This window comes from Paenibacillus sp. PvR133 (genome assembly GCF_017833155.1).
Classification (GTDB): domain Bacteria; phylum Bacillota; class Bacilli; order Paenibacillales; family Paenibacillaceae; genus Paenibacillus; species Paenibacillus polymyxa_B.
This window is the reverse complement of record NZ_JAFIBS010000001.1, coordinates 1,364,763-1,388,267: the sequence shown is the minus strand read 5'-3', so window position 1 is coordinate 1,388,267 and position 23,505 is coordinate 1,364,763. Positions and strand designations below refer to the sequence as shown.

General features: G+C 47.1%; 22 protein-coding genes. All 22 read right to left on the bottom strand.

Annotated features, from left to right (window positions below; translation table 11 throughout):
- Positions 1-16: 16 nt before the first annotated feature.
- Positions 17-1,717, bottom strand: coding sequence for a thiamine pyrophosphate-binding protein (locus JOE49_RS06225; protein WP_209940744.1), 1,701 nt, complete (start codon positions 1,715-1,717; stop codon positions 17-19).
- On the bottom strand, positions 1,714-2,937 hold the full coding sequence (locus tag JOE49_RS06220) for an aldehyde dehydrogenase family protein (protein WP_209940743.1): 1,224 nt from the start codon (positions 2,935-2,937) through the stop codon (positions 1,714-1,716). Before JOE49_RS06220 ends, JOE49_RS06225 begins: the two co-directional genes overlap by 4 nt.
- 44 nt (positions 2,938-2,981) lie before the next feature.
- On the bottom strand, positions 2,982-4,442 hold the full coding sequence (locus tag JOE49_RS06215; protein ID WP_209940742.1) for a class I adenylate-forming enzyme family protein: 1,461 nt from the start codon (positions 4,440-4,442) through the stop codon (positions 2,982-2,984).
- 12 nt (positions 4,443-4,454) lie between these two features.
- The gene (gene fabI, locus JOE49_RS06210) at positions 4,455-5,225 is read right to left on the bottom strand and encodes an enoyl-ACP reductase FabI (RefSeq protein WP_209940741.1); all 771 of its coding nucleotides are present in this window, start codon (positions 5,223-5,225) and stop codon (positions 4,455-4,457) included.
- A 467-nt stretch (positions 5,226-5,692) separates the two neighbouring features.
- On the bottom strand, positions 5,693-6,226 hold the full coding sequence (locus JOE49_RS06205) for a hypothetical protein (protein WP_025719307.1): 534 nt from the start codon (positions 6,224-6,226) through the stop codon (positions 5,693-5,695).
- 293 nt (positions 6,227-6,519) lie between these two features.
- Positions 6,520-7,857, bottom strand: a complete 1,338-nt coding sequence (locus tag JOE49_RS06200) for a TrkH family potassium uptake protein (protein WP_023986461.1) — start codon at positions 7,855-7,857, stop codon at positions 6,520-6,522.
- A gap of 90 nt (positions 7,858-7,947) precedes the next feature.
- Positions 7,948-9,468 (bottom strand): lysine--tRNA ligase, encoded by a 1,521-nt coding sequence (gene lysS, locus JOE49_RS06195; RefSeq protein ID WP_023986460.1) that lies wholly within the window; start codon positions 9,466-9,468, stop codon positions 7,948-7,950.
- A 110-nt stretch (positions 9,469-9,578) separates the two neighbouring features.
- Positions 9,579-10,055 (bottom strand): transcription elongation factor GreA, encoded by a 477-nt coding sequence (gene greA, locus JOE49_RS06190; protein WP_013308160.1) that lies wholly within the window; start codon positions 10,053-10,055, stop codon positions 9,579-9,581.
- Between the two features lie 214 nt (positions 10,056-10,269).
- Positions 10,270-11,298 carry a tRNA dihydrouridine synthase DusB gene (dusB, locus tag JOE49_RS06185; protein ID WP_209940740.1) on the bottom strand — a complete coding sequence of 343 codons (1,029 nt, stop codon included), beginning with the start codon at positions 11,296-11,298 and terminating at the stop codon, positions 10,270-10,272.
- A gap of 45 nt (positions 11,299-11,343) precedes the next feature.
- Positions 11,344-11,544, bottom strand: a complete 201-nt coding sequence (locus tag JOE49_RS06180) for a helix-turn-helix domain-containing protein (RefSeq protein ID WP_209940739.1) — start codon at positions 11,542-11,544, stop codon at positions 11,344-11,346.
- Positions 11,496-12,044, bottom strand: coding sequence for a 2-amino-4-hydroxy-6-hydroxymethyldihydropteridine diphosphokinase (folK, locus tag JOE49_RS06175; RefSeq protein WP_209940738.1), 549 nt, complete (start codon positions 12,042-12,044; stop codon positions 11,496-11,498). The genes JOE49_RS06180 and folK overlap by 49 nt, the downstream gene beginning before the upstream one ends.
- A 9-nt stretch (positions 12,045-12,053) precedes the next feature.
- The gene (gene folB, locus JOE49_RS06170) at positions 12,054-12,416 is read right to left on the bottom strand and encodes a dihydroneopterin aldolase (RefSeq protein WP_023986457.1); all 363 of its coding nucleotides are present in this window, start codon (positions 12,414-12,416) and stop codon (positions 12,054-12,056) included.
- A gap of 457 nt (positions 12,417-12,873) precedes the next feature.
- Positions 12,874-13,740 carry a dihydropteroate synthase gene (gene folP, locus JOE49_RS06165; RefSeq protein WP_023986456.1) on the bottom strand — a complete coding sequence of 289 codons (867 nt, stop codon included), beginning with the start codon at positions 13,738-13,740 and terminating at the stop codon, positions 12,874-12,876.
- Positions 13,737-14,633: an aminotransferase class IV gene (locus JOE49_RS06160; protein ID WP_160788571.1), complete on the bottom strand. Its 897-nt coding sequence runs from the start codon at positions 14,631-14,633 to the stop codon at positions 13,737-13,739. The genes folP and JOE49_RS06160 overlap by 4 nt, the downstream gene beginning before the upstream one ends.
- Before the next feature lie 3 nt (positions 14,634-14,636).
- Complete coding sequence (pabA, locus tag JOE49_RS06155; RefSeq protein WP_013308153.1) at positions 14,637-15,212, bottom strand: aminodeoxychorismate/anthranilate synthase component II; 576 nt, start codon at positions 15,210-15,212, stop codon at positions 14,637-14,639.
- A 5-nt stretch (positions 15,213-15,217) separates the two neighbouring features.
- Positions 15,218-16,840, bottom strand: coding sequence for an anthranilate synthase component I family protein (locus JOE49_RS06150; protein WP_209940737.1), 1,623 nt, complete (start codon positions 16,838-16,840; stop codon positions 15,218-15,220).
- A 126-nt stretch (positions 16,841-16,966) separates the two neighbouring features.
- Positions 16,967-17,905 carry a cysteine synthase A gene (cysK, locus tag JOE49_RS06145; RefSeq protein WP_028542507.1) on the bottom strand — a complete coding sequence of 313 codons (939 nt, stop codon included), beginning with the start codon at positions 17,903-17,905 and terminating at the stop codon, positions 16,967-16,969.
- A 240-nt stretch (positions 17,906-18,145) separates the two neighbouring features.
- Entirely contained in the window at positions 18,146-19,090 is a 945-nt protein-coding gene (locus JOE49_RS06140) for a peptidyl-prolyl cis-trans isomerase (protein ID WP_028542508.1), read from the bottom strand.
- A gap of 20 nt (positions 19,091-19,110) precedes the next feature.
- Positions 19,111-19,995 carry an Hsp33 family molecular chaperone HslO gene (hslO, locus tag JOE49_RS06135; RefSeq protein ID WP_028542509.1) on the bottom strand — a complete coding sequence of 295 codons (885 nt, stop codon included), beginning with the start codon at positions 19,993-19,995 and terminating at the stop codon, positions 19,111-19,113.
- 218 nt (positions 19,996-20,213) lie between these two features.
- Positions 20,214-20,981 carry a type III pantothenate kinase gene (locus tag JOE49_RS06130; RefSeq protein ID WP_023986451.1) on the bottom strand — a complete coding sequence of 256 codons (768 nt, stop codon included), beginning with the start codon at positions 20,979-20,981 and terminating at the stop codon, positions 20,214-20,216.
- A gap of 6 nt (positions 20,982-20,987) precedes the next feature.
- The gene (nadC, locus tag JOE49_RS06125; RefSeq protein ID WP_209940736.1) at positions 20,988-21,878 is read right to left on the bottom strand and encodes a carboxylating nicotinate-nucleotide diphosphorylase; all 891 of its coding nucleotides are present in this window, start codon (positions 21,876-21,878) and stop codon (positions 20,988-20,990) included.
- The gene (gene nadB, locus JOE49_RS06120) at positions 21,868-23,481 is read right to left on the bottom strand and encodes an L-aspartate oxidase (RefSeq protein WP_209940735.1); all 1,614 of its coding nucleotides are present in this window, start codon (positions 23,479-23,481) and stop codon (positions 21,868-21,870) included. The genes nadC and nadB overlap by 11 nt, the downstream gene beginning before the upstream one ends.
- Between the last annotated feature and the right edge of the window lie 24 nt (positions 23,482-23,505).

Below are 23,505 nucleotides of genomic sequence, written 5' to 3'. Positions count from 1 at the left end.
ACGTCCTTCGTTGAAATTAATTCTTGGAAGCCTGTTGCTCGTAGAGAGGAAAGTCGCCATACACATGACTGATTTTTTCATGCACATCCGCAAGATCAGCATATACCTCGACGACCACAAGCTTGTTCTCCTGATACTTTTGCCAAGCAAGCTGAAGCTGTTCCCGTGCCTCTCCCTTACTCCGAATTGCAAGGCTTTCCACAAACTCATACTGAGGAATTTGAATTCCTGTCTTGGCCGCCTCAGAAACAAACGGGAGGGACTGCCCTGTGAGATGTTTATAATTCATCTGATTCTGCAACCAACCATAGCCACCATTATTTAGTACGATATAGATTAACGGTATTTGATACTCCACCGCCGTCATAAAATCCGAACAGAAGAGATTGAACGCACCGTCACCTACGAGTGCTACTACTGGACGTTGTGTTGCCACGCTTGCTCCCAGAGCAGCAGCCGCACCGAATCCAAGACTCGTCTGATCACTAGGAACAATCGAAAGAGAACCGTGGGCAAAGCGAAAATATGGATAAAAATAGGACCACATATCCTGCAATCCATTCTCTTGAAGAAGCACCAGATTTTCAGGGAACTCCGTCTGAATCATGTCCAACAGCTCAGGAACGTGGATTCCAGGGGTCTTTTTCAGCTCTTCCAGATAAATAGCCCTGTGAGAAAAAGCCTCCTGTTTACAGCTCCTCATCGTTTCAAGCCACACTCCATCAGGCTCCTGCCCGCGCCGTTCAAGCCACTGCTCCACCGCTGCATATCCATCACCGAGCACCTTGATACCCTTGTACTCGTGTGCAAAATCCTCCAGATTTACATTGACTTGAATCAAAGGTGTATCCTGTAGCAAAATATCCCACTCAAAAGTAGCCGTTTCTTCCAATCGACTGCCCAGTGTGATTACCACATCAGATTCCTTCCAGATTTGTCTTAGACTGAGATCTGTATAGAGTCCTGCAACACCACAGAAGAGTTCGTGGTCTTCATCAACTACACCCCGTCCCGAGGCGGTTGCGAACAAGGCCGCTCCATGTTGGTTAGCGAACCGCTCAATCACATCACCTGTACCTGACTTCATGCCGCCTCCGACTAGAATGAGTGGTCTGCGGGCGTTCTCAATAATTTCCCACGATGCATCCAACTCCCGACGAGACGGAGAGCACGACAGCTTTTCTGGTGGGGTAAACTGAAGCCCTGTTGGCACAGGCTGGTCCATCAGGTTTTCAGGGAGTTCGATATAGACGGGACCCGGTGCTCCATTGAAAGCCAAAAAGGCAGCCCGCTCCATCGCCCATACAAGCCGATCCACATGCTCGACACGATAAGCCCATTTTACGAGCGGCTTCACGAGTGAGATTTGATCGGCTTCCTGAAAGGATCGGGTACCCAGCTTGTCTCCGCCAGTGCCAAGCGCCAAAAGCAGGAGCGGAGCGCCCAGGTTCTTGGCCTCCAGTAGCCCTGTAAGTGTATTACTGAGCGCAGGGCCTTTCCCCACAACGCATACGGACATCTGGTTGGTGGTGAGCGCATAACCTGCTGCCATGAACACAGCATTACGTTGATCTTTGCACAGAATAAAATCCATACCGGATGAGGGGAGTGACGATACGATTTTGAGATCATCACTTGGTAATCCAAAGAGATGCTGAACCCCAGCCGATTTTAAGTAGCCAATGATGGCATCCCAAGGGAATAAACTCGCAGTCATACCAAACTCCTCTTTTCCGACAAATATTCTGCGACAATTTCTGAAATCAAGATCGGCTTCGAAATGAGCTTGAAATCGTAAAAAATATAGTTCGACATCGTGCCATAGCCACCAAAAGGCTTATTGCCTTGATCCACATCCTCAAGCGTCTGATTAATGGTCAGCGTGTGCTTCTTCCGCAGAACGTCCGCCAGGTGACTAGACCCGTATAAGCTGCAACCCATTGCTCGTTCACTGAAATAACTGGAGGAAATACGCTTGATCAGCTGCTCGTCGTCTCGGTAGCTAACCACGTTGAAGACCGGTGAAAAATACTCAATAATCTCCAAATCCTGATCTAGCTCGCTATATACAATCGTTGGCTCCATCTTTTTCGTACGGAAATCAATGCCACCGCCGTAAATAATAAACTTATCGTTCGTATTAAAATATTCAGAAACCGAGTTCAGCGCATCTTTATAGAAAATAGGGGAATAGTTTGCGTTCGGATCATCGTTGGCTCCAAACACAAGTTGGTCAAGCCGCATAATCAGCAGGTTTTTGAAGCTCTCTGTCACATCTTGATGTACCAGAATGATGTCGGGTCCCAGGCAGTCCTGTCCTGAGTTGAACAGTCTCATTCGGATTACATCGGTAACCGCCAGTTCCAGATCAGCATCGGGTCCGATGACGAAAGGATTGATCCCTTGTCCATAGAAGATGTAGAGTTGGTCTTTTCGGATTTGTTTTTTGATCTTCTCCGCATTGACATAGCTCCCGGTGAACACCACAATATCAGCTGGCATAACCGAATTTTCCATAAAAACCCTTTGACTGACCTTACGAATATAGATGGGTAATCCGTGTACAGCCTGAAGCTTTTCATGCAGCATGTTGACGTACTCGTTTACGTGAGAAGAAGGGCGAAAGTCTATATTTTCAACGTACAGGGACGGAATCAAGAGGTATAATGCATAGGAGTACAAAATGACGTTGGAAGGCATGAATACAGCCATAGATCGTTGCCAGCTTGGCTGATAGGTCTGCACTTCTTGCAGAGCACCTTGAAGTGTGAGGATCGTGGAGTCAATTTCTGCATTGGCAGCCCGATAGGATGAAAATTGTGTGAGAATATCCATCACTTCCTGCCGATTTTCAATCAAATAATTGAGGCATTTCAGAATAGATTCATGCCTTTTCAGAAACAGTGTGTTTTCTGCCAGTTCTGGATTTATACTCATGGCACATTCTCCCTTTCCTGTATGCAGTTTTGGTATATATCTTGTTATGCTTTGCGAGAAGCAGCTTTCTCTAGAGCAACACGCTCCATCTCCAGACGATCTACTTTTCCATTGCGATTTAAAGGAAAATGATCGAGCGGAAGCAAAAGATCGGGAAACATGTATGAAGGGAGTACCTGACTCATCTCTTTGCGGAGCACAGGCACGACCTGTGAGGAATCACTTTCGATGAATGCAACAAGCAATGTCCCTTTAGCCTCATCCTCCAAGGTGATCACGCAGGATCGGTAACCTAGCGAACCAATCCGATCCTCAATATAGACAGGAGATACCATATAGCCCATCCGGTTGACCGTCTTACCGCTGCGACCAATGACATACAGCATTCCGTCATCCAGATAGCCCAGATCCCCCGTCTTGAACCAGCCGTCCTGTAGAACCGATTGCGTCAGGTCTGGACGATTCAAGTAACCTTCCATGCGTCCAGCACTGTGTATCCACACTTCGCCTACGATACCGTCCGCCTGCTGGTTGCCTGTAGAATCTAGTATTTTCAGATCCACACCAGGTAAGGGTAGACCACAACCCTTCGGACATTCTAGCGTCCCCAGTGTAACGTTGCCCAGTTCAGAAAGGCCGTAACCATTCAGCAGGGGCTGTCCAAATATGTTGTTAAATTTCTCTTCAAGGTCTTGGGTAAGTGGGGAACCGCCTACGCACCACATGCGCACCGGAGCTTCCTTGACCATTTCCAGTTGTTCGGGTTTTCGGTTTAGCATACGCAACAAGGTGTAAAAAGCAGAGGGGTTAGCGTCTACGACCGTCGCCCGGTCTTTCGTAATACTTGCAATGACGCTCCAGAGGTTTTTTGGATTGCAGATGATGAGAGAACATGAAGTTAACCACCAGGAGAAGATAAGTGAGATTCCATAAAAATGAGAAAAAGGCACAACGGGGAGCATGTGGTCAGACGGTAGGTAGTTCATGGCGTGTATGGAATGCCTGATATTCTCCATAAAAGCTGAACCAGCTTTCACGATTCCCTTGGGTTTGCCCGTCGTACCTGAAGAATACAGAATGAGCGCATCTGACCTCTCGCACCACTTGCTAAAGTCGAGGGCTTCAAGCTTTGGCTCTCCCACCCAATCCGGGTGTACTGCTTCTTCTTGAATCAGATCTTGAATCAGAATAACGAGAGCATGAGGAAGTTCTAAATCGGAATCCGTAAGGATGCAACAGGCACCCGCTTCATCATAGATTTGGGCCACCTCATCGAGCACAGTCTGCTCGTCCACCACAGTCACCGAAACAGCAATATTGCACAGGGAGAACAGAGACACAACAAACCAATAGGAATTGGCCGCTTTCAGAATCACTCTACCGTCTTCGGGAATTCCTCTGAGCGTCAACATCCGGGAGAAGATCGTAACGTCTCGCTCCAGACGCTCCCTAGTCATAACTCCTTCAGGTGAGATAATACGGCAATCCGTATGCGTAATAAGCACAACGTTCCCTCCTTACATCCCCGTAATATGGTATCCAGCATCTACATGGATAACTTCACCCGTAATGCCTCTCGATAAATGGGAAAATAGGAATAACGCCGTATCTCCGACTTCCGACGTATCAACCGTCTTGCGTAGGGGCGTAGTTTCTTCAATATGTTTGAGCATTGTGTTAAAATCTTTAATGCCATAGGCAGCCAAGGTCCGTATCGGACCAGCGGAAATCGCATTTACGCGAATGCCATATGTGCCCAGATCATTCGACAGATAGCGCATGCTGGCTTCCAGTGAAGCCTTCGCCACACCCATAACGTTGTAATTTTTGATCGCTCGTTCTGCGCCAATATACGTCATGGTGACGATACTTCCACCCTCTGTCATCAGTGGGTATACTCGACGGGAGACAGCAGCCAGAGAATAGGCACTGATTTCTTGTGCAACGGCGAATCCCTCACGAGAAGTGTCAACGAACAAGCCATCCAAATCCTCAGCCTTAGCATAGGCGACACTGTGAAAATAACCATGTAATACGCCTACTTTTTCTTTTAGAAAATCCGCCAATGCATCAAGCTCTTCATTGCTTTGAACATTACAAGGACAGACCAGTGCTCCTGGAATGGTTTCAACGAGCTGTAGTACCCGCTCTGCAACCCTCTCATTTTCGTAAGTAAAAATGAGCTGTGCTCCTTCAGCAGCTAAAGATTGAGCTGTCCCCCAGGCAATACTCCTGTTATTAGCCACGCCCATAATCAAAATGTTCTTACCGCTCAGTAGTACTGCCACAGAAACCACCTTTCTTTTTTTACATTTTTAAACAAAATAACAACTTAACTGCGTATGTCTACATTTATAGACATATGTAATCTTTCCTGGAATATTATCGCGTTAATTGCCAAACTTGGATAGGCGACGTTTTAGGCAAATCACAAAATTTATTTTAAAATTTGTGTAACACATCTTGCATGCTGTCTGTCATCTCACAAAAAATAGTTGTGTTGCTTCTGTTGGTCTGTGTTCAAATCGAAAGGGATACATGTGTGTGAAAAAAGATAGCGAGGCAAAAATAAGGTGACTGTCAAAGTGAGTTAAACATAAAATCCTCATATTTTTGTAAATATTTACATTTCGACGACGGACTCACCCCACTACCGGAAGTAACCACTTCATTTTCAACAACAATGAGTCTTCCGATTTGAACATCCTGAGTGACCAGCCAGATTTTATCTAATCTAAGTGTAAAGCCTTAACCTCTATAGACTACGCTTTTGTTTTTTGGGAGCTAAAGTATAGCTAAAGGAGACAACAAAGTCGATTGCCAGAACGATCGCCCATGTTTGCATAATGCCCTCCAAAGACACCGTACGCTGCGGATCATCAACATACACAATGATGGCGAGCAACAAAGCATTACCTATAGCCCAGCCCAAAAGGTGAAGCAACCAACCTATCCGTTCCTCTTTTGCATGAGCAGCACCATACTTGCGTTCAGGCTTGGGTCCCTTACCAAACCAATGGGAGAACCGTACATCCGCCCACTTAATTAACCTATGACCAAATGCTACTGTAATACCAAAATAACAGGCCGCCAAGCCAGTAGCAGTCGTAATCTCCATGCCACTTTTCACCGTGATGAACACCGCAATCAGTAGCAGGATATCAATAATGGGGGTAAATAGTAAAAGAAGACCGCCTAATTTCTTCAAGCCAAACATATACCTTGCGATCAAGCCTGCAACAACAAAAACCCAAAATAAAACTTCAGCACTAATAATAAATAAATACATAATAGATGATTCCTTTCAAATTAGAAATTGGTATTCACCTCAACTATCCCCCTTTCATGCCCACTATCATACAATATTATACATAATATTCCTAGTATTTTGTCTATAATTACATAAAAGGAAACAAATAGCCGTTTTTTCTGCGAAAATCAGTATCTGTTCAGCCCATTTCGTCTTGTTCTCAAAATGGGCATTTTACATGATATGCTACCCATAAAGAATTATGATGATCTGAAATGAAAAAAGATGTACCTATGCTAATCAGCACGGGTACATCTTTTTTTACAGATACACTATCCAATTACAATATGACCTTCGGGACGACGGTACAATGTCTTGGTCGAGCGTGGGCGAATGGCATAGGCAATCGTAAGAGGACCAATCCGACCAATAAACATAGTCACACAAATAATCAGCTTGCCTGCGTCAGACAATCCTGGCGTCACTCCTACAGACAACCCTACCGTTCCGATTGCGGAAGCAGCCTCAAATGCAAGGGAGAGAAATGGCGCATCCTCTGTCATTAAGAGCAGTATAACCACAATCGAGAATATAAATAGGGCCAGTACAATAATGGTCAGCGCCCGCATCATGATATCTTTGGGGACCCTATGACGGAAAAACACAATTTCCTTCTGTCCTCGCATGACGGCGATTAGGGCACCTACCATAAGCAGAAACGTAGTCGTTTTAATTCCTCCTCCCGTGGAGCCCGGAGAAGCACCGATAATCATCAGCAACATAATAAAAAACTGACTTGCCTGCCTTAACCCGCTGATATCGACTGTGCTCGTACCTGATGATCTCGTGGAGACCGATTGAAAGACAGCTCCATATACTTTGCCTTCCCAGTTCAGCGCACCCAAGGTTCGTGCATTGGTAAACTCAAAAACAAATAAAACCAGCGCACCAACCACAATGAGCACTCCCGACACGCTAAGCACCATTTTGGAGTGTAGAGACAGTCTCCGGGTACGGCGAAAATCGAACAAATCGCTAAGTACAAGGAAACCCAAGCCTCCTGATATAACGAGCACAGATGCAATCATATTGAAAACAAAATCTCCAGCGTACTGTTGGAAGCTAGTCCCGAACAGATCGAATCCCCCGTTATTAAAGAGGGATACGGAATGGAATATTCCATAATATATCGCTTGTCCGACAGGCATCTCTCGCATCCACCGCAAAGCTAAGACGACGGCAGCTATCGCCTCAATGGTAAAAGAAAAGATCAGCACCTTGCGAATAATACGTACGATCCCTTCCATGCTATCGGCATTAATAGCCTCCTTAAGCAGCAACCGATCCTTTAACGATAATCGCCGCCCCAACAACAGCGCAAACAAGGTCGCTAAGGTCATAAACCCCAGCCCGCCTAGCTGCATCAGCACCAAAATGACGGTTTCGCCAAACATCGTATACGTTGAATCGACGTCAACAACGACCAGTCCTGTGACGCAAGCGGCTGAGACGGACGTAAAAAGCGAATCAATCCAATGCGGAGCATGACCACTATGATTGGCAACAGGAAGCATCAGTAGCAAAGTACCCAATGCAATAATCAATAAATATCCGATGACCAATATAAAAGGAGGCGATGCGAACCGACTAAGCTTGACGCTGCGTTTCATTAGAGTATTCTCTCCATCCGTTCTTATGAAAAAGAGGAACAAGACACGGGAAGCCCGGCTGATCCTCTATATTCATAATGTTATGTTATTCTACTGTTGGTTACGCATATGCGGGAAAAGCAGCACATCGCGAATGGAAGGCGCATCTGTCAGCAACATAACCAAACGATCGATGCCGATGCCCAGTCCACCTGTTGGTGGCATCCCGTATTCCAAGGCGCGGATAAAGTCATCATCCATTTCATGCGCCTCGTCGTTACCGTGCTCACGTTCCAGCAATTGTGCTTCAAAACGTTGGCGCTGGTCGATTGGATCATTCAGCTCAGTGAACGCATTCGCATGCTCACGAGCAACCACGAACAGCTCGAAGCGATCCGTAAACCGCGGATCTTGTTCGTTTTTCTTGGCCAACGGCGAAATTTCAACCGGATGTCCAGTAATAAAGGTAGGTTGAATAAGCGTTTCCTCTACGAACTGCTCAAAGAATGCATTCAGGATATGGCCAAATGTCATATGCGGTTCAACCGAAACTTTATGCTCTTTCGCAAGGCGATGAGCTTCTTCATTACTCATCTGCACGCTAAAGTCTACACCTGTTACTTCTTTAACAGCATCAACCATGGAGACTCTGCGCCATTGCGGCGTCAGATCCACTTCCTGGCCTTGATATTGAATGTGTTGTGTGCCCAGTACTTCCTGCGCAATATGTGCAACCATGTTTTCCGTCAATTGCATGATATCTTTATAATCAGCATACGCTTCATACAGCTCAATCATCGTAAACTCAGGGTTATGGCGGGTCGAAATACCTTCATTACGGTAAACACGACCGATCTCATATACTTTCTCCATTCCGCCGACAATTAGTCGTTTCAAATGGAGTTCAATAGCAATACGCATATAAAGCTGCATGTCCAATGCATTATGGTGCGTAACAAATGGCTTCGCCGCCGCCCCGCCAGCAATGGAATGTAATGTTGGGGTTTCAACTTCCAAATAGCCGAGCGAATCGAGATAACGACGCATGGATTGAATAATACGGGACCGTGTAATGAACGTTTTTTGTACTTCAGGGTTCATAACCAAATCGACATACCGCTGACGGTAACGCAATTCAACATCCTTCAGGCCATGATATTTCTCTGGTAATGGATACAAGGATTTGGACAAGACCTCAATATCCAGCACTTTGATTGTCGTTTCGCCCGTTTTGGTCTTGAAGAGCACACCCTTAACACCAACAATATCACCCAGATCCAAAATACCAAATGCTTTATATTTGGATTCAGGTACTGTGTCTTGACGAACATAAATTTGAATACGTCCGCTAAGATCCTGTATATGAGCAAAGCTGGCTTTTCCCATCACACGTTTAGCCATAATACGGCCTGCTATGCTAACTTCAATATTCTTTTCTTCCAGTTCTTCCTTAGTCAAACTGTCATACTTGCTCAGTAGTACGCCCGCTTCAGCCGTGCGTATGTATTTGCGTCCAAAAGGATCAATGCCCAATGCGCGAAGCTCGTCCAATTTGGCACGACGAATTTGTAATAGTTCACTTAATTCCTCGCGATTTTCTTGTGTTTCCTGGTTAGTAGTTTCATCCGACATGGTGCTAAATCAGCTCCTTCAATATGAATAGACGGGCCGGGGTCCGTCCGGGTGTAGAGAAAAAAAGCTTCCACAAGGAAGCTTTTACATTAAATTCCAAAGTCCGTGTCTTATTTCTTGATATCCACGATTTTATATTGAATAACGCCTGCTGGAACGGTGACATCCACAACAGTTCCCTTTTTCTTACCGAGAATTGCCTTGCCAACCGGACTTTCATTCGAAATCTTATTCTGTAGCGGGTCGGATTCGGCGGAACCTACGATAGCATACTCTGTAATATCTCCGAATTCCAAATCTTCAACGGTCACAGTTGCACCTACTCCCACAACATCGGTGTCAATTTCATCACTATTGATAATGCGGGCATTGCGTAGCATCTTTTCCAACGTAATTACACGGCCTTCAATAAAGGCCTGCTCATTCTTCGCATCCTCATATTCGGAGTTTTCACTAATATCTCCGTATCCGATGGCTACCTTAATCCGTTCAGCCACTTCGCGGCGTTTGACAGACTTTAAGTTCTCAAGCTCATCTTCGAGCTTTCTAAGACCTTCCTGTGTCAGAATGACTTCTTTATCGCTCATCTTAACCGATTCTCCTGTCATGGGAAAAGTTTAAAAGTGCATCGGAATGCACGCTTTCAAAACATAATATGCCACTCTGAGGGAATGAGAACATTTCCTGCTGTTGTCTTGAGAGCTGCACACAATTTGTAGCAAACATCAAGATTTTATACTGAACGATTATAGGGCAAGCAATTGGAAAAGTCAATCGCGTGCGCAGGCCGGAATAGCTTCCTTATTGCGCAACAGCAGCAGGAGAAGCAGCACTTGTAGAAGGCTCATCGTTATCTACCATGTGCAATTGAGATACAAATTGATCCAAAATACGTACCATATCGTCGCGCTTTGTTTCTTCCATAATGACATCCTTAATACGTGCAGAACCTTTAAACCCCTTGAGGTACCAAGCCAGATGCTTGCGCATTTCACGGACAGCTACCGCTTCACCCTTCAATGCAACCAGACGATCCATATGCAGAATGGCAATGCGGATTTTTTCTTCCGGTGAAGGATCGGGCAACAGCTCACCTGATTGCAAGTACTCAATCGTACGGTAGAGCATCCACGGATTCCCCAGAGCACCGCGTCCGATCATAACGCCATCACAATTGGTCAGATCCAGCATGCGGCGGGCATCTTCCGGTGATGCCACATCACCGTTTCCAATTACAGGAATGGAAACTGCTTCTTTAACTTCTTTTATAATATCCCAATTCGCATGTCCCGTATACAGTTGCTCCCGTGTACGGCCATGTACGCTAACGGCCTGACCTCCGGCACGTTCAACAGCGCGAGCGTTCTCTACGGCATAAATATGCTCGCTATCCCAACCAATACGCATTTTCACGGTAACCGGCTTGCTTACCGATTCCACTACCGCCGATACCATTTCATAAATCTTGTTTGGATCGAGCAGCCAACGAGCACCTGCATCACATTTGGTCACTTTGGGAACCGGGCAGCCCATATTGATGTCAATAATATCTGCATTCGTCTCCTGGTCTACGACTTTCGCCGCTTCCACCAAAGATTTGCGGTCGCCTCCAAAAATTTGCAAGCTAAGCGGCTTCTCGCGCTCATCTACAAACAGCATCTCACGTGTACGCTTGTTGCCGTGAATGATGGCCTTATCACTAACCATCTCTGCACATACCAAGCCTGTACCGAATTCCTTGGCGATCAAGCGAAAAGCAGGATTGCACACGCCTGCCATGGGTGCCAAGACGACTTGGTTTTTCATTTCAATATCGCCGATTTTCAACATATCTGTTCACCCCTTTATTCCTTCTTTTATATCGTATACTTATCGTCAATCCGTCAATTCCCGGACTTCAATCTCTAGCGTTTGGGCGATGATGTTCAGCATGTCTGGGTCTACTGCACGATTACCTCGCTCCACAGCACCTAATACAGTCAAAGATATGCCGGTTCGGTTTGCCAACTCCTGCTGGGTGAACCCTTTTAGCTTCCGAAAGGCGCGGAGCCGTTGCGCCAGCTGCAAGTTTTCCAAAGCTGTATGCCGTCCTTTCCATCCACAGAATTCAATGCAGTATGCACGATACTGTACAGACCGGACGGATCTTGGTTCGGAACGATGTCAGCCAAAGGAACCAGCACAAAAGCACGCTCCAACATACGAGGGTGAGGAAGCTCCAAATCCGGTGTAGCCAGTTGCGCCGCTCCCATCCATAACAAGTCCAGATCAATGGTTCGTGGACCATTAGGAATATGTCTTACTCTCCCCAGACGACTCTCCACCTCCAGCATATATACCAGAAGCTCCTCTGGAGCAAGTGTTGTGGATACGGCTACCGTCATGTTCAAAAAAGAAGGTTGATCCAGATACCCAACAGGCTCTGTTTCGTACAGGCTGGAGCACCGAAGCACCCGTATACCCGGATGTTCGTCCAGCGCCGTAATGGCTTCATACAGGGTATGCTCGCGCTCCCCCAAATTAGCCCCTAAAGCAATATAAGCCTCTGATGCCTCAGAGGTCGAATGTGCATTCATGTATCGTTCCTACTTTCTTGCGCGATAAAGCTCAACCGTCACGCCCTGAAAATGAATATCAAACGGCGGATGCGGCTTCGTGACTTTGACAGTCAGTGCATTGACACTAGTATAAGTGTCCAGTAGGGAAGATGCAATACGTTCGCCCAAAGCTTCAATCAATTGGTAAGATTCCTTTTCTACAATATCTTTAACGGTGTAATGCACCTCGGCGTAATTAACCGTTTTGTCCAAGGCATCCTGCTCACCCGCTTCACGCAGATCAAGCTCCAGTTCCAAATCAATATAGAAACGTTGTCCCAGCTTGCGCTCCTCTGGAAAAACGCCATGATATCCGTAATACTCCATACGATGCAAAACCATTTTATCCATCGTGGGTATCCCCCCCTGTTTTTTATTAGATTTTCTCAATAAGCTCAACTTAAAAGTTTCGTATCGTGCCATTGCGCAGTCGGATGGTGCTCCCCATCGCCACTGCCCCAGATTTCTTGAATAAAACCTATAATAAAGGTAGAAATTCGGGGAAGTGATGCTTCCGAAGCGAGCTTTCCTACGGAAAGCTTTTAAAGCGACCGCTTTGCTTGTACAGCACCATTCCGCCTACTCCGTTCTCGTTCTACTTGATCTATTCTTCTGTTCACCTTACACAATAAATAACTCCCTAAAAATACAGTGACTTTATGGCGCGTTGTAGCGGAATGAAGGATTTGAATCCGGAGAAGCGAAGCGCTCGCCTTTGCAACGGGATTCTAACAGTCATATGTTTACCAATTCAAAAGAATCCCGTTGCAACAGCGATCGCAGGATCAAATCATTCATGAAGCGTCTTCTAACCACCATAACTCAGTGCATTTTTAGACCCGTACACCATCGCATCACACATACGTACGGTGCGCTTGATTTGCGCCACATCGTGTACACGCACAATCTGGCACCCTTGAGCAATGCCAAAGGCAACGGTAGCCGCCGTGCCCTCCACCACATCATTCACAGGCAAATCCAGTGCTGTACGAATAAACCTTTTGCGCGACGTAGCCAATAACAGCGGAAAGCCCAGCTGACTCAATGTATCGAGAGAAGTCATGGCATGAATATTTTCATCGTAATCCTTGGCAAAACCGATACCTGGGTCTAAAATGATCTGTTCCTCACGTACCCCCGCATCCAGCGCTAATCGGATACTCTCTTTTAAATCAGACAGCATATCAGAAACCAAATCACTATAATTACGATCATGACGATTATGCATCAAAATGACCGGGCAATCGAATTCCGAAGCTACACGTGCCATATCGGGGTCTGCCTTAAACCCCCAGACATCATTAATGATATGTGCACCAGCTTCAAGCGCCTGCCTGGCTACTTCGGCTTTGTAAGTATCTACAGATAACGGAATGTGCGGTGCAATACGATGGATGGCTTGGACGACCGGAATGACCCGTGCCAGTTCCTCTTCCACACCTACTGGGTCATGACCCGGGCGGGTAGACTCCCCACCAATGTCAATGATATCGGCTCCATCTTCCACCAGCTTCAATGCATGTAAAACAGCAATCTCGGGACTATAATGTAATCCTCCATCGGAAAATGAATCCGGGGTCACATTCAGTATGCCCATGATCTGTGTGGAATGTCCGAGCGTAAGCTCGGCATCCCCCATTCGGTAACTACGTTGATAAAGGGTCGGTATGTTCACTTGATCCCTGCTTTCTGTCTATAATCGTGCAACAGCAAAGCTGTTATGGACCTGGGCTGTGTCAAGGGAACCGATACATGGTTCGTTGCTCCACCCGGCTCCAACAACAAATCCACGGGCCGTATTTCTTGTATAGAGTTGGTCATAAAAATTTCATCAGCCTGTTTCAGCTCGTCCCAGCGGTACAAACCTTGCTCACAAGGAATGTCTCGCAGATGCGCCAGCTCCAAAATGAATTCACGCGTAATGCCTGGCAGAATTCCTGTAGACAAGTCAGGGGTATACAGCGTATTATTCCGCACAAAAAACAGATTGCTGACCATTCCTTCTGCCAGAAAACCATCCGCCGTAAGCATCATTCCTTCAGCCTTATAACGGACAGCCTCGGCATACTGCTGAAGTTCCCGCTTCGCAAGAATATTATTCATATAATGGAGCGACTTTAAACGAACCTCACCCTCTGGAGTGTTTCTGGGGGTTCGCAACAACTGAAGCGCCGATGTGGAAATGGATTGCCCGGTTTGTGTATTGGTAGAGGGCAACGGTTTCGCAAACAAAATATGGTTGGGGCGCGTATAGTCCCCCGTCGGCAATCCTAGCACCTCTTCGCCCGCTGATACGGTGTAACGAACATAGGCTTCATCCAGTCCATTCGCCACCATCAGATGTTGGATGTGTCTCGTAAGCTGCTCCTCATCCGGTTGAAAAGGAATGCCGAGCATTCGGCAACCTTCCTGCAGTCGATGCAGATGCCAATCCAGCAAGAATGGAACACCCTTGTAGGTGCGGAATGTTTCAAACAAGCCCATTCCGTATAAAAAGCCGTGATCACTTACGTGAATCACGGCTTTTGCGGCTTCCGTGAGGACGCCGTTGACTCCGATATATTTCATGAATCAGACGCCTACCTTGCGTTTTAGGAAATTGCGTAACAGTTGATGCCCATAATCCGTAATAATGGATTCTGGATGGAACTGAACTCCTTCTACGGCAAATTCTTTATGCCGCAAACCCATAATTTCACCTTCTGCGGTTTCCGCGGTAATCTCTAGACACTCAGGCAGACTCTCGCGCTCCACCAGCAATGAGTGATACCGGGTTGCTGTGAACGGAGAAGGCAAGCCTTCAAATACTGACGTATTGTGATGAAGAATCGGTGATGTTTTACCGTGCATGAGTCGTTCAGCCCGGATAACCTTACCGCCAAAAGCCTGTCCGATGGCCTGGTGGCCGAGGCAAACGCCAAAAATCGGAATGCGACCTTTAAAATGGCTGATCACATCCAGTGATATCCCTGCCTCATTCGGCGTGCATGGACCCGGCGAGATCAAAATATGCTCTGGTGCCAGCTCTTCTATGCCTTTCACATCAATCTCATCGTTCCGTTTTACGGTTACTTCTTCGCCAAGTTCACCTAAATATTGAACAAGATTGTACGTAAACGAATCATAATTATCAATCACCAAAATCATACGACTCACCCTCCTGTGATACCGCTTCTGCTCAAAGCGGCTTCTTCTTCACCACATTGTACCGCCTTCATGACAGCTCTAGCCTTGTTCCGACATTCCCGATATTCCCTGTACGGGTCTGAATCAATGACGATCCCCGCACCTGTCTGTAAATAGGCAGTGCTGCCTTTAACAGCTAGTGTTCTTATTATAATATTTAATTCCATATTGCCGTTATAGTCAATCCATCCAAGGGACCCTGTATAAGGCCCCCGACGAACGGGCTCTAATTCTTCAATAATTTCCATGGTGCGCACCTTGGGTGCCCCGGTAATGGTTCCGCCTGGAAAGGTAGCAGCAATTACATCTATAGCTGTACGACCCGAGGCTAATTTTCCTTCAACCTGAGAAACCAGGTGCATAACGTGCGAATAGTATTCGACCGTCAGCAGTTCAGGCACATGCACCGATCCGTATTCGGCAATCCGTCCGATATCGTTACGCTCCAGATCGACGAGCATAATATGCTCGGCGCGTTCTTTTTCGCTTGATAGAAGCTCTGCTGCCATAGCGGCATCTTCATCCGGTGTTAGCCCTCTTCTTCTCGTACCTGCAATTGGTCGGGCGCTCACACGTCCATCCTCCAGCTTCACCAACAATTCCGGCGAGCCACTAACGATCCGTAAATCTGGCATACGCAGCATACCCATATAAGGGGAAGGATTCAGCAGACGAAGCCATTCATATATATTTTCAGGGAGGGCTGTAAGCGCACGTTGCTGACGAATCGATAAGTTGGCCTGGAATACATCCCCTTGGGCAATGTATTCCTGCACACGTTTCACGGCTTGTTCAAAATCTTGTTGGTTGAATGCCGCTGTCCAGCCTTCAGATTCAAGATGAGCAGCCACTAACCCTTCTTCGGCGAGCCTAGCACAACGACGAGAGTACGCAGAATCAATCTCTCCTGCATTTATGATGTTATTCCACTGAGTCAGCATACGTTCTGCACGTTGGGCAGCTTCCGCGTAATGCTCGCAAAGTATAGGATTCGGCCCATCCAGCATAACGCGATTGGTCAAATCGGTATCACTGCTGACTTTATCGGAATGCGCAGGAGCGGGCATATGAACAGCACAATATATGGAGGATTTTTCGTGATCGTAAATCCATAGCTCATCCACCCTCATCCATACATAATCAGGTATGTCTGTATCGTCTGCAGCTTGAGATGGCAAACGCTCCAACGAGCGAGCTACATCGTAGCCAAGATAACCCGCAAATCCTCCAGAGAAAAAAGGCATGCCAGGTACACGCGGCGCACGGTAAGGAGCGATCCAGTTGCTCATGACTTTCAAAGGTTGACCATGCATATCTCCATGTTTCCCGCTTTGCAAATCAGTCCAAACTGCATGTTCTCCCTTGCCCTCCAATATAGCAACCGGATTTAAGGCCAGATAGGTGTACCTCCCACCTTTAGCGCTCTCCAGCAAAAAGGCATATGGAGACGAATCCTCCCAAGCCTTCCGCCACGATGACGGTAGCCCCCCCACGGGTAATGGGTACTCAGCAATATAGGGAAGTATGCTCCAGCCTTCCTCCTGCCAAACCTGCCACTGCGTCTCCGTCACTCTAGCTGTCGATTTCATCCGTGTGTGCTTCCCCTTCCCTACTTTTCAATAAGTCTATATTCTCTCCTTAAAAAGAAACCCCCACCCCCCTGCAACAGGGAAATGAGGGAATCCTTACGTATAGTATACACAATTACGACATAATTACAGCTCGAAATTGTATAGTGGTGTGCTCAGGTAACGTTCTCCATTACTTGGAACAATGACAACGATCCGTTTACCCTTGCCCAATTGCTTAGCAAGTTTCAAAGCCGCATGAACAGCCGCGCCAGATGAAATACCGGACAAAATGCCCTCTTCCTTGGCCACTCTACGTGCTACCTCGAAAGCTTCATCGTTTTCTACATGAATAATTTCATCATAGATATCGCGGTTTAAAATTTCAGGAATAAAGTTGGCACCAAGTCCTTGAATTTTGTGGGGTCCTGGCTTACCGCCTGCTAACAGTGGGGAAGAGGCAGGCTCTACAGCCACAACTTTAATATCAGGGAATTCTTTCTTAAGCACTTCTCCGGCACCAGAAATGGTTCCACCAGTACCTATTCCAGCTATAAAAGCGTCCAGAGTTCCGCCAATGGAACGAATGGCTTCCACAATCTCAGGACCGGTCGTTTCACGGTGAATTTTGATATTAGCTTTGTTCTTGAACTGCTCAGCAGCAAAATATTCCGGATTTTCACTCAGCAATTCTTCCATTTTCTTAACGGACCCGTTCATGCCTTCTGATCCTGGTGTTAACACAAGTTCGGCTCCATAAGCACGCAACAAATTACGACGCTCTATGCTCATCGTTTCTGGCATAACGATCACTGCCTTATAGCCCTTCGCAGCAGCAACCATAGCCAAGCCGATTCCTGTATTACCGCTAGTTGCTTCAATAATCGTACCGCCTGGCTTAAGCAGACCTTCACGTTCAGCCTCTTCTACCATGCTAATCGCAATACGATCTTTAACACTGGAGCCTGGGTTCTGATATTCCAGTTTCAAATAAATTTCGGCGCTATCTTCCGGTACGATCCGGTTGAGCCGAACGAGGGGAGTTTCCCCGATAAGTTCGGTGATGTTGTTAACAACTTTAGCCATGATAATTCCTCCCTGACTGTAGATGATATATTAAAAATTGCGAAATCATATTGTAGATCATTCTTAGCCAATCACTTTAATTTTGTACCGTTCATTTAATTTCCGATAAAAATAGTGGGTTTTATACGCTAATCATAACAATCTTCAATTCCAATGTCAATACGAGTGAGTAAGCCGCGATGCTGTCAACCCGCGTTATCAGCATCGTGCTTCCTTCAAACCAATATTCTTTCACTAACGTTACAGAGCAGCGGAGGATGCGTCTTTTCCAGATAAAATACGCGCTCCATATTTATCACGTAGACTCTTCTCGACCTCTTCCAAAGGAGCGGCCTGTGCAAGCGCAAGAGATCGGCGAATTTGCTGCCGGATCTGCTGCTTATCCGGAGAATTCTTCAACCGGACATCCTGTACATAAATGACAGCATAGCCATCGTTAACAGAGATCGGACCTGCAACATCCCCGGAGCTTAGCTCTCTCGCCGCCTTCATGATCGCCTCCGGTTGCAATGGATCATATTCATCCACCCATCCCAACTGCCCGCTGCTATCCTTGCCAAAAGGCTTACCTGAGTACTCTTGAATCAGCACATCGAAGCTCTCCCCCTGCTTGACCCGATCTAGCAACGCTTCTGCTTCCTCCGCATTATCCACATAAAGAGCTGCCAATTGGATCTGCTTACCGACGGCAAATTCCTCAGGGTGCTGTTCCCAATACTCGTCAATCTCAGCTTCCTGAACTTGAATACCCTGCGTGGCTATTTTCTCCAAACCAATCCGGTATTCCGCTTCATTCCGCAAGTCAACCGGATCTAAGCCAAACTGTCGCTGCATTTCATCAAAGTAGGCATGATCTGAGTCATACCCTTTACTATCCTGCTCCAGCACCTGCTGTAAATCCTCTTGGGTGATCTTGATACCGAGACGCTTGGTTTCAGCCTGCACGGCTTTACGATTCAACATTTGCAACAGCGTATTGGTTCCATATCGCTTTTTCAGTTCCGCTACCCACTGTTCCTCCGATATGCCTTCCTGACCCATCTCCGCCACAGTATGATCGCCGTCATCCTTGCTTACATCACCCGGCTTTGACAGCCCCCGAAGCATGATAAGACCACCCAAGGCGGCGACGCTAACGGTCAGAATAATGACAGCTGTCCATAATCCTTTTTCCCGTGTAGTCATCGCTTGCACCGCCCATCCGGTTAGGATTTGGCTTGATCTAACAGATTTTGCAATTCATCCTTATTAAACTGATAAGCCTCATTACAAAAGTGACATACGACCTCAGCCTGTCCTTCTTCCTCAATTAACTGCTCTAATTCGCTTTCTCCCAAACTGATCAATGTTTTTTCCACGCGCTCACGTGAACACTCACATTGAAAATGGATATCCAATTCATCGAGAATCCGAACGTCCGGCAGCATCCAGCGCAGCATTTCATCAAGTTCCAACCCTTGATCCAGCAAAGCAGTAACGGGTGGAATGGAGCTGACTGCATTTTCGATCGCAGTAATCTCATCATCATTCAAGCCTGGAAGCAACTGAATAATAAATCCACCGGCCACAATAACCGTGTTATCCGTATCTACCAGCACACCCAAGCCCACCGCTGACGGGGTCTGTTCCGATTTGGCAAAATAATAGGTAAAATCCTCACCCAGTTCACCGGAAATAATCGGAGTACTGCCGCGATACGGTTCTTTTAACCCCAAATCCTTGATGATATGAATGAACCCCTCTGTACCTACGGCACCCGCTACATCCAGTTTGCCCATACTATTGCTTGGCAAATGCACATGCGGTTCAGTAACATAACCTCGCACTTCCCCTACAGCATTGGCATCAACGACGATTTGCCCAATCGGTCCATCACCTTTAACTTGAATGGTCAATCGCTCTTTTCCTTTTAGCATAGAACCCATAATAGCACCTGCTGTGAGGGTTCGCCCCAAAGCAGCGGTAGCCGTTGGATACGTATCGTGTCTTCTCCGCAATTCCTCTACCAATTGAGTTGTCCGAACAGCAAAAGCTCTAACCCTCCCATCCATGGCTGTGCCACGAATAAGTCGATCCTGCTTATTTTCCATATTGATATCCTCCCTATTCACCAGGACAGCTATGCTGCTTATTTTCGTTAGTATTGCTCATCATTGAAGCATAATTTCCTATTATATAAACAACCTGCATCGACAGATCACGCGAATTGTTCAAAAACGTAACATATTTCAGTATAGACGAAAAACGCCGCTAATCCAAACCGATAAAATCATTCGGTTGGACTCAGCGGCAGCTTATACCCACTTTTTTATTCGGCGTTACGTTGGTAAATGATGCGCAATCCTTCGAGCGTCAACATCGGCAACACTTTTTGAATGCTCTCCGCCTCTGATGCGATTAGCTCTGCAAGACCTCCGGTAGCAATAACTGTAGGCTCCGCCTGCATTTCTTCCTTAATGCGCCGCACAATGCCATCCACTTGCCCAGCATAACCGAAGATAATCCCAGCTTGCATGGCATGAACCGTATTACGACCAATAACCTTTTTGGGTTTCTCCAACTCGATGCGGGGTAGCTTGGAAGCCCGTTGATACAGTGCCTCCGTCGAAATCCCGATACCCGGCACAATGACACCGCCCAAGTAGTTTCCCTTATCGTCAATACAATCAAACGTCGTCGCTGTCCCAAAATCCACCACAACCAGCGGCCCGCCGAACCGTTCGACAGCCGCAACAGCGTTCACGATCCGATCCGCACCTACTTCACGCGGATTCTCATAACGCAGGTTAAGACCAGTCTTGATTCCCGGTCCGACGATTAACGGCGTTTTGCCTATGTATTTATCGCACATTTCTTCTAATACACGGACCAACGGCGGAACGACAGAGGAAATAATAACTCCCTGGATGTCATCCTTTAATACGCCACCCATACTAAAAAGATTATGTATGAGTACGCCGTATTCATCTGCGGTTGCCTGTCTGGAGGTACTGATCCGGTAATGGTGTAACAGCTCCCGCCCTTCGTATATCCCCAGAACAATATTGGTATTACCTACATCCACTACAAGAATCAATGGGTGTCACCTATCTTTCTTTGCGTTAAGGTCAAGGCTGATATCCAGGTTATGAAAAGAGTATGTCAGCCTGCCTACAGAGATCACATCTACGCCACTCTCAGCCATCTCACGCACTGTATCCAGCGATACATTGCCCGAGGCTTCTGTTTTGACATGTGGTGCCCGTTCCCGAATGAACCGAACGGCTTCCTTCATATCTGGGGCAGACATGTTATCCAGCATAATGATATCCGCCCCAGCTTCCAGGGCTTCCCGAACTTGTTTCATGTTTTCCGTCTCTACTTCAATCGTCATCGTATGCGGTATATTAGCGCGCGCTCGACTTACAGCCTGTTCAATCCCACCTGCACCCTTAATATGATTATCCTTAATCATAACAGCATCGTACAGGCCAAAGCGATGATTCGAGCCACCGCCTACACGCACAGCATACTTCTCCAGCAGCCGATGTCCCGGTGTTGTTTTACGTGTATCCACCAAGCGAGTGGACAAACCATGCAATTGATCTATAAAAGCCCGAGTCCGCGTGGCAATGCCAGACATCCGTTGGAGCAAATTTAACGCCAGTCGTTCTCCGGTCAGAATTGCATGAGTACTACCCGTCACTTCCGCCAAAACGCTTCCCTTTTCAATCCACTGTCCATCCGTCACCAGCGGAGTGAACGACAAGGAAGGGTCCACTACCTGAAATACAAGGGCAGCCACGGGTAAACCGGCAACCACGCCGCTCTCCTTGGCATGAATGACAGCCTTGGATTGGTGGCCCTGCTCAATCGTCCAGCGCGTGGTTACATCGCCAGAGCCCGTATCTTCTCGCAGCCAGCTGCGAATTTGTGCTGTCAGTTCTTCCTGATATCCACTAAACTCTCCATAAAGCTCGCTGTTAGATGTCATGAACGTACTCCTCCGTTATCCCTTGCTCACGTCTCTGCTGAACATGCTTTCGCCAGACGCTATCATCTGTCTCAGGAAAATCCTCGCGATAATGCGCTCCCCGGCTCTCCTCACGCAGCAGCGCACCATCTGTTACTAATAAAGCACAGGTGAGCAAATTGGCAAATTCGATCTCTTCCCGGCTAGCGATCACAGCCTCAAAAATAGGCATTTGCCCTTGCATCTCGTCTAATGCTGCTTTCAGCCCCTCGCCGTGCCGACGAACTCCAGCATAACGAACCATTGCTTCTTGCAGCTTATGCCGCTGCTCCGTGACGGATGAAGCCGGGAACTCTGTACGGTTATCGCTATAAGATATCAATGTATGGCCGACCAGCGGTGGCAATGAATGCAGTCGCTCAATAATCCTGCTGGCAAATACAATAGCTTCAGATAACGAATTGCTCGCCAGACGATTAGCTCCGTGAACTCCTGTAGAAGAGGTTTCCCCGCAGGCGAACAAACGCGCAATGGAGCTTTCCCCGTGTAAATTGGTCTGGACACCACCCATCATATAATGGGCAGCAGGCGCAATGGGGATCCAGTCTGTCGTCATATCCAAACCAAATGAGAGACATGTCCGATAAATTGTTGGAAAACGTTGCATCACCCGCTCTGGCGGCTCGTGTGTAATATCCAGGTATACAAACGCAGCTTGGGTGCGTTCCATCTCATGAATGATAGCACGAGCTACGATGTCTCTGGGTGCAAGCTCCTGCCGGGAATCATACTTGTCCATGAAGCGTTCTCCGTGAATATTGCGTAACACGGCTCCTTCTCCCCGTACGGCTTCGGAAATTAGAAACCTTGGAGCGCCCGGATGGCACAACGCCGTAGGATGAAACTGTATGAATTCCATATCCCGTACAATCGCCCCAGCACGATATGCCATAGCGATACCATCCCCGGTTGCAATATCCGGATTGGTCGTATACCGGTATAATTGCCCGCTACCTCCTGAGCACAAAATCGTTGCATTAGCGGTTATATACGACCTTTCCCCACCTGGCTTTTGGACGAGGGCCCCAATACACTCACCATGCTCCGTCAGCAGATCAATTACCATGCACTCTTCCCATACTTCGATACCGGGATGGGCAGCAACCTGCTTTGACAACGCACGAACAATTTCATAACCCGTAGCATCTCCATTTGCATGCAAAATACGCCGATGACTATGCGCTCCTTCCCGTGTCAACGCTAGTTCACCATCCACACGATCAAAAGCCGTTCCCAAACGTATTAACTCCTGAATGCCAACTGGACCTTCATGGACAAGCGTACTGACCGCCTCAGATTCACACAGACCTGCACCAGCAATCAGGGTATCTTCCATATGATAAGCTGGTGTATCCTCGTCCGATGTGACAGCAGCGATGCCGCCTTGAGCATAACGCGTGTTGCTTTCCATCAAAGTCTTCTTGGTAATCAGCAACACTTTCCGATTCTCCGCAGCCTTAATCGCCGTATATAAGCCCGCAATGCCCGAGCCGATTATTAACACGTCGGCCTCCAATCGGGTCAATTCCGCTACATCAAAATCAACTAGATACCTTGGAATCATGCCTTCACCTGATTTCACAGAAGA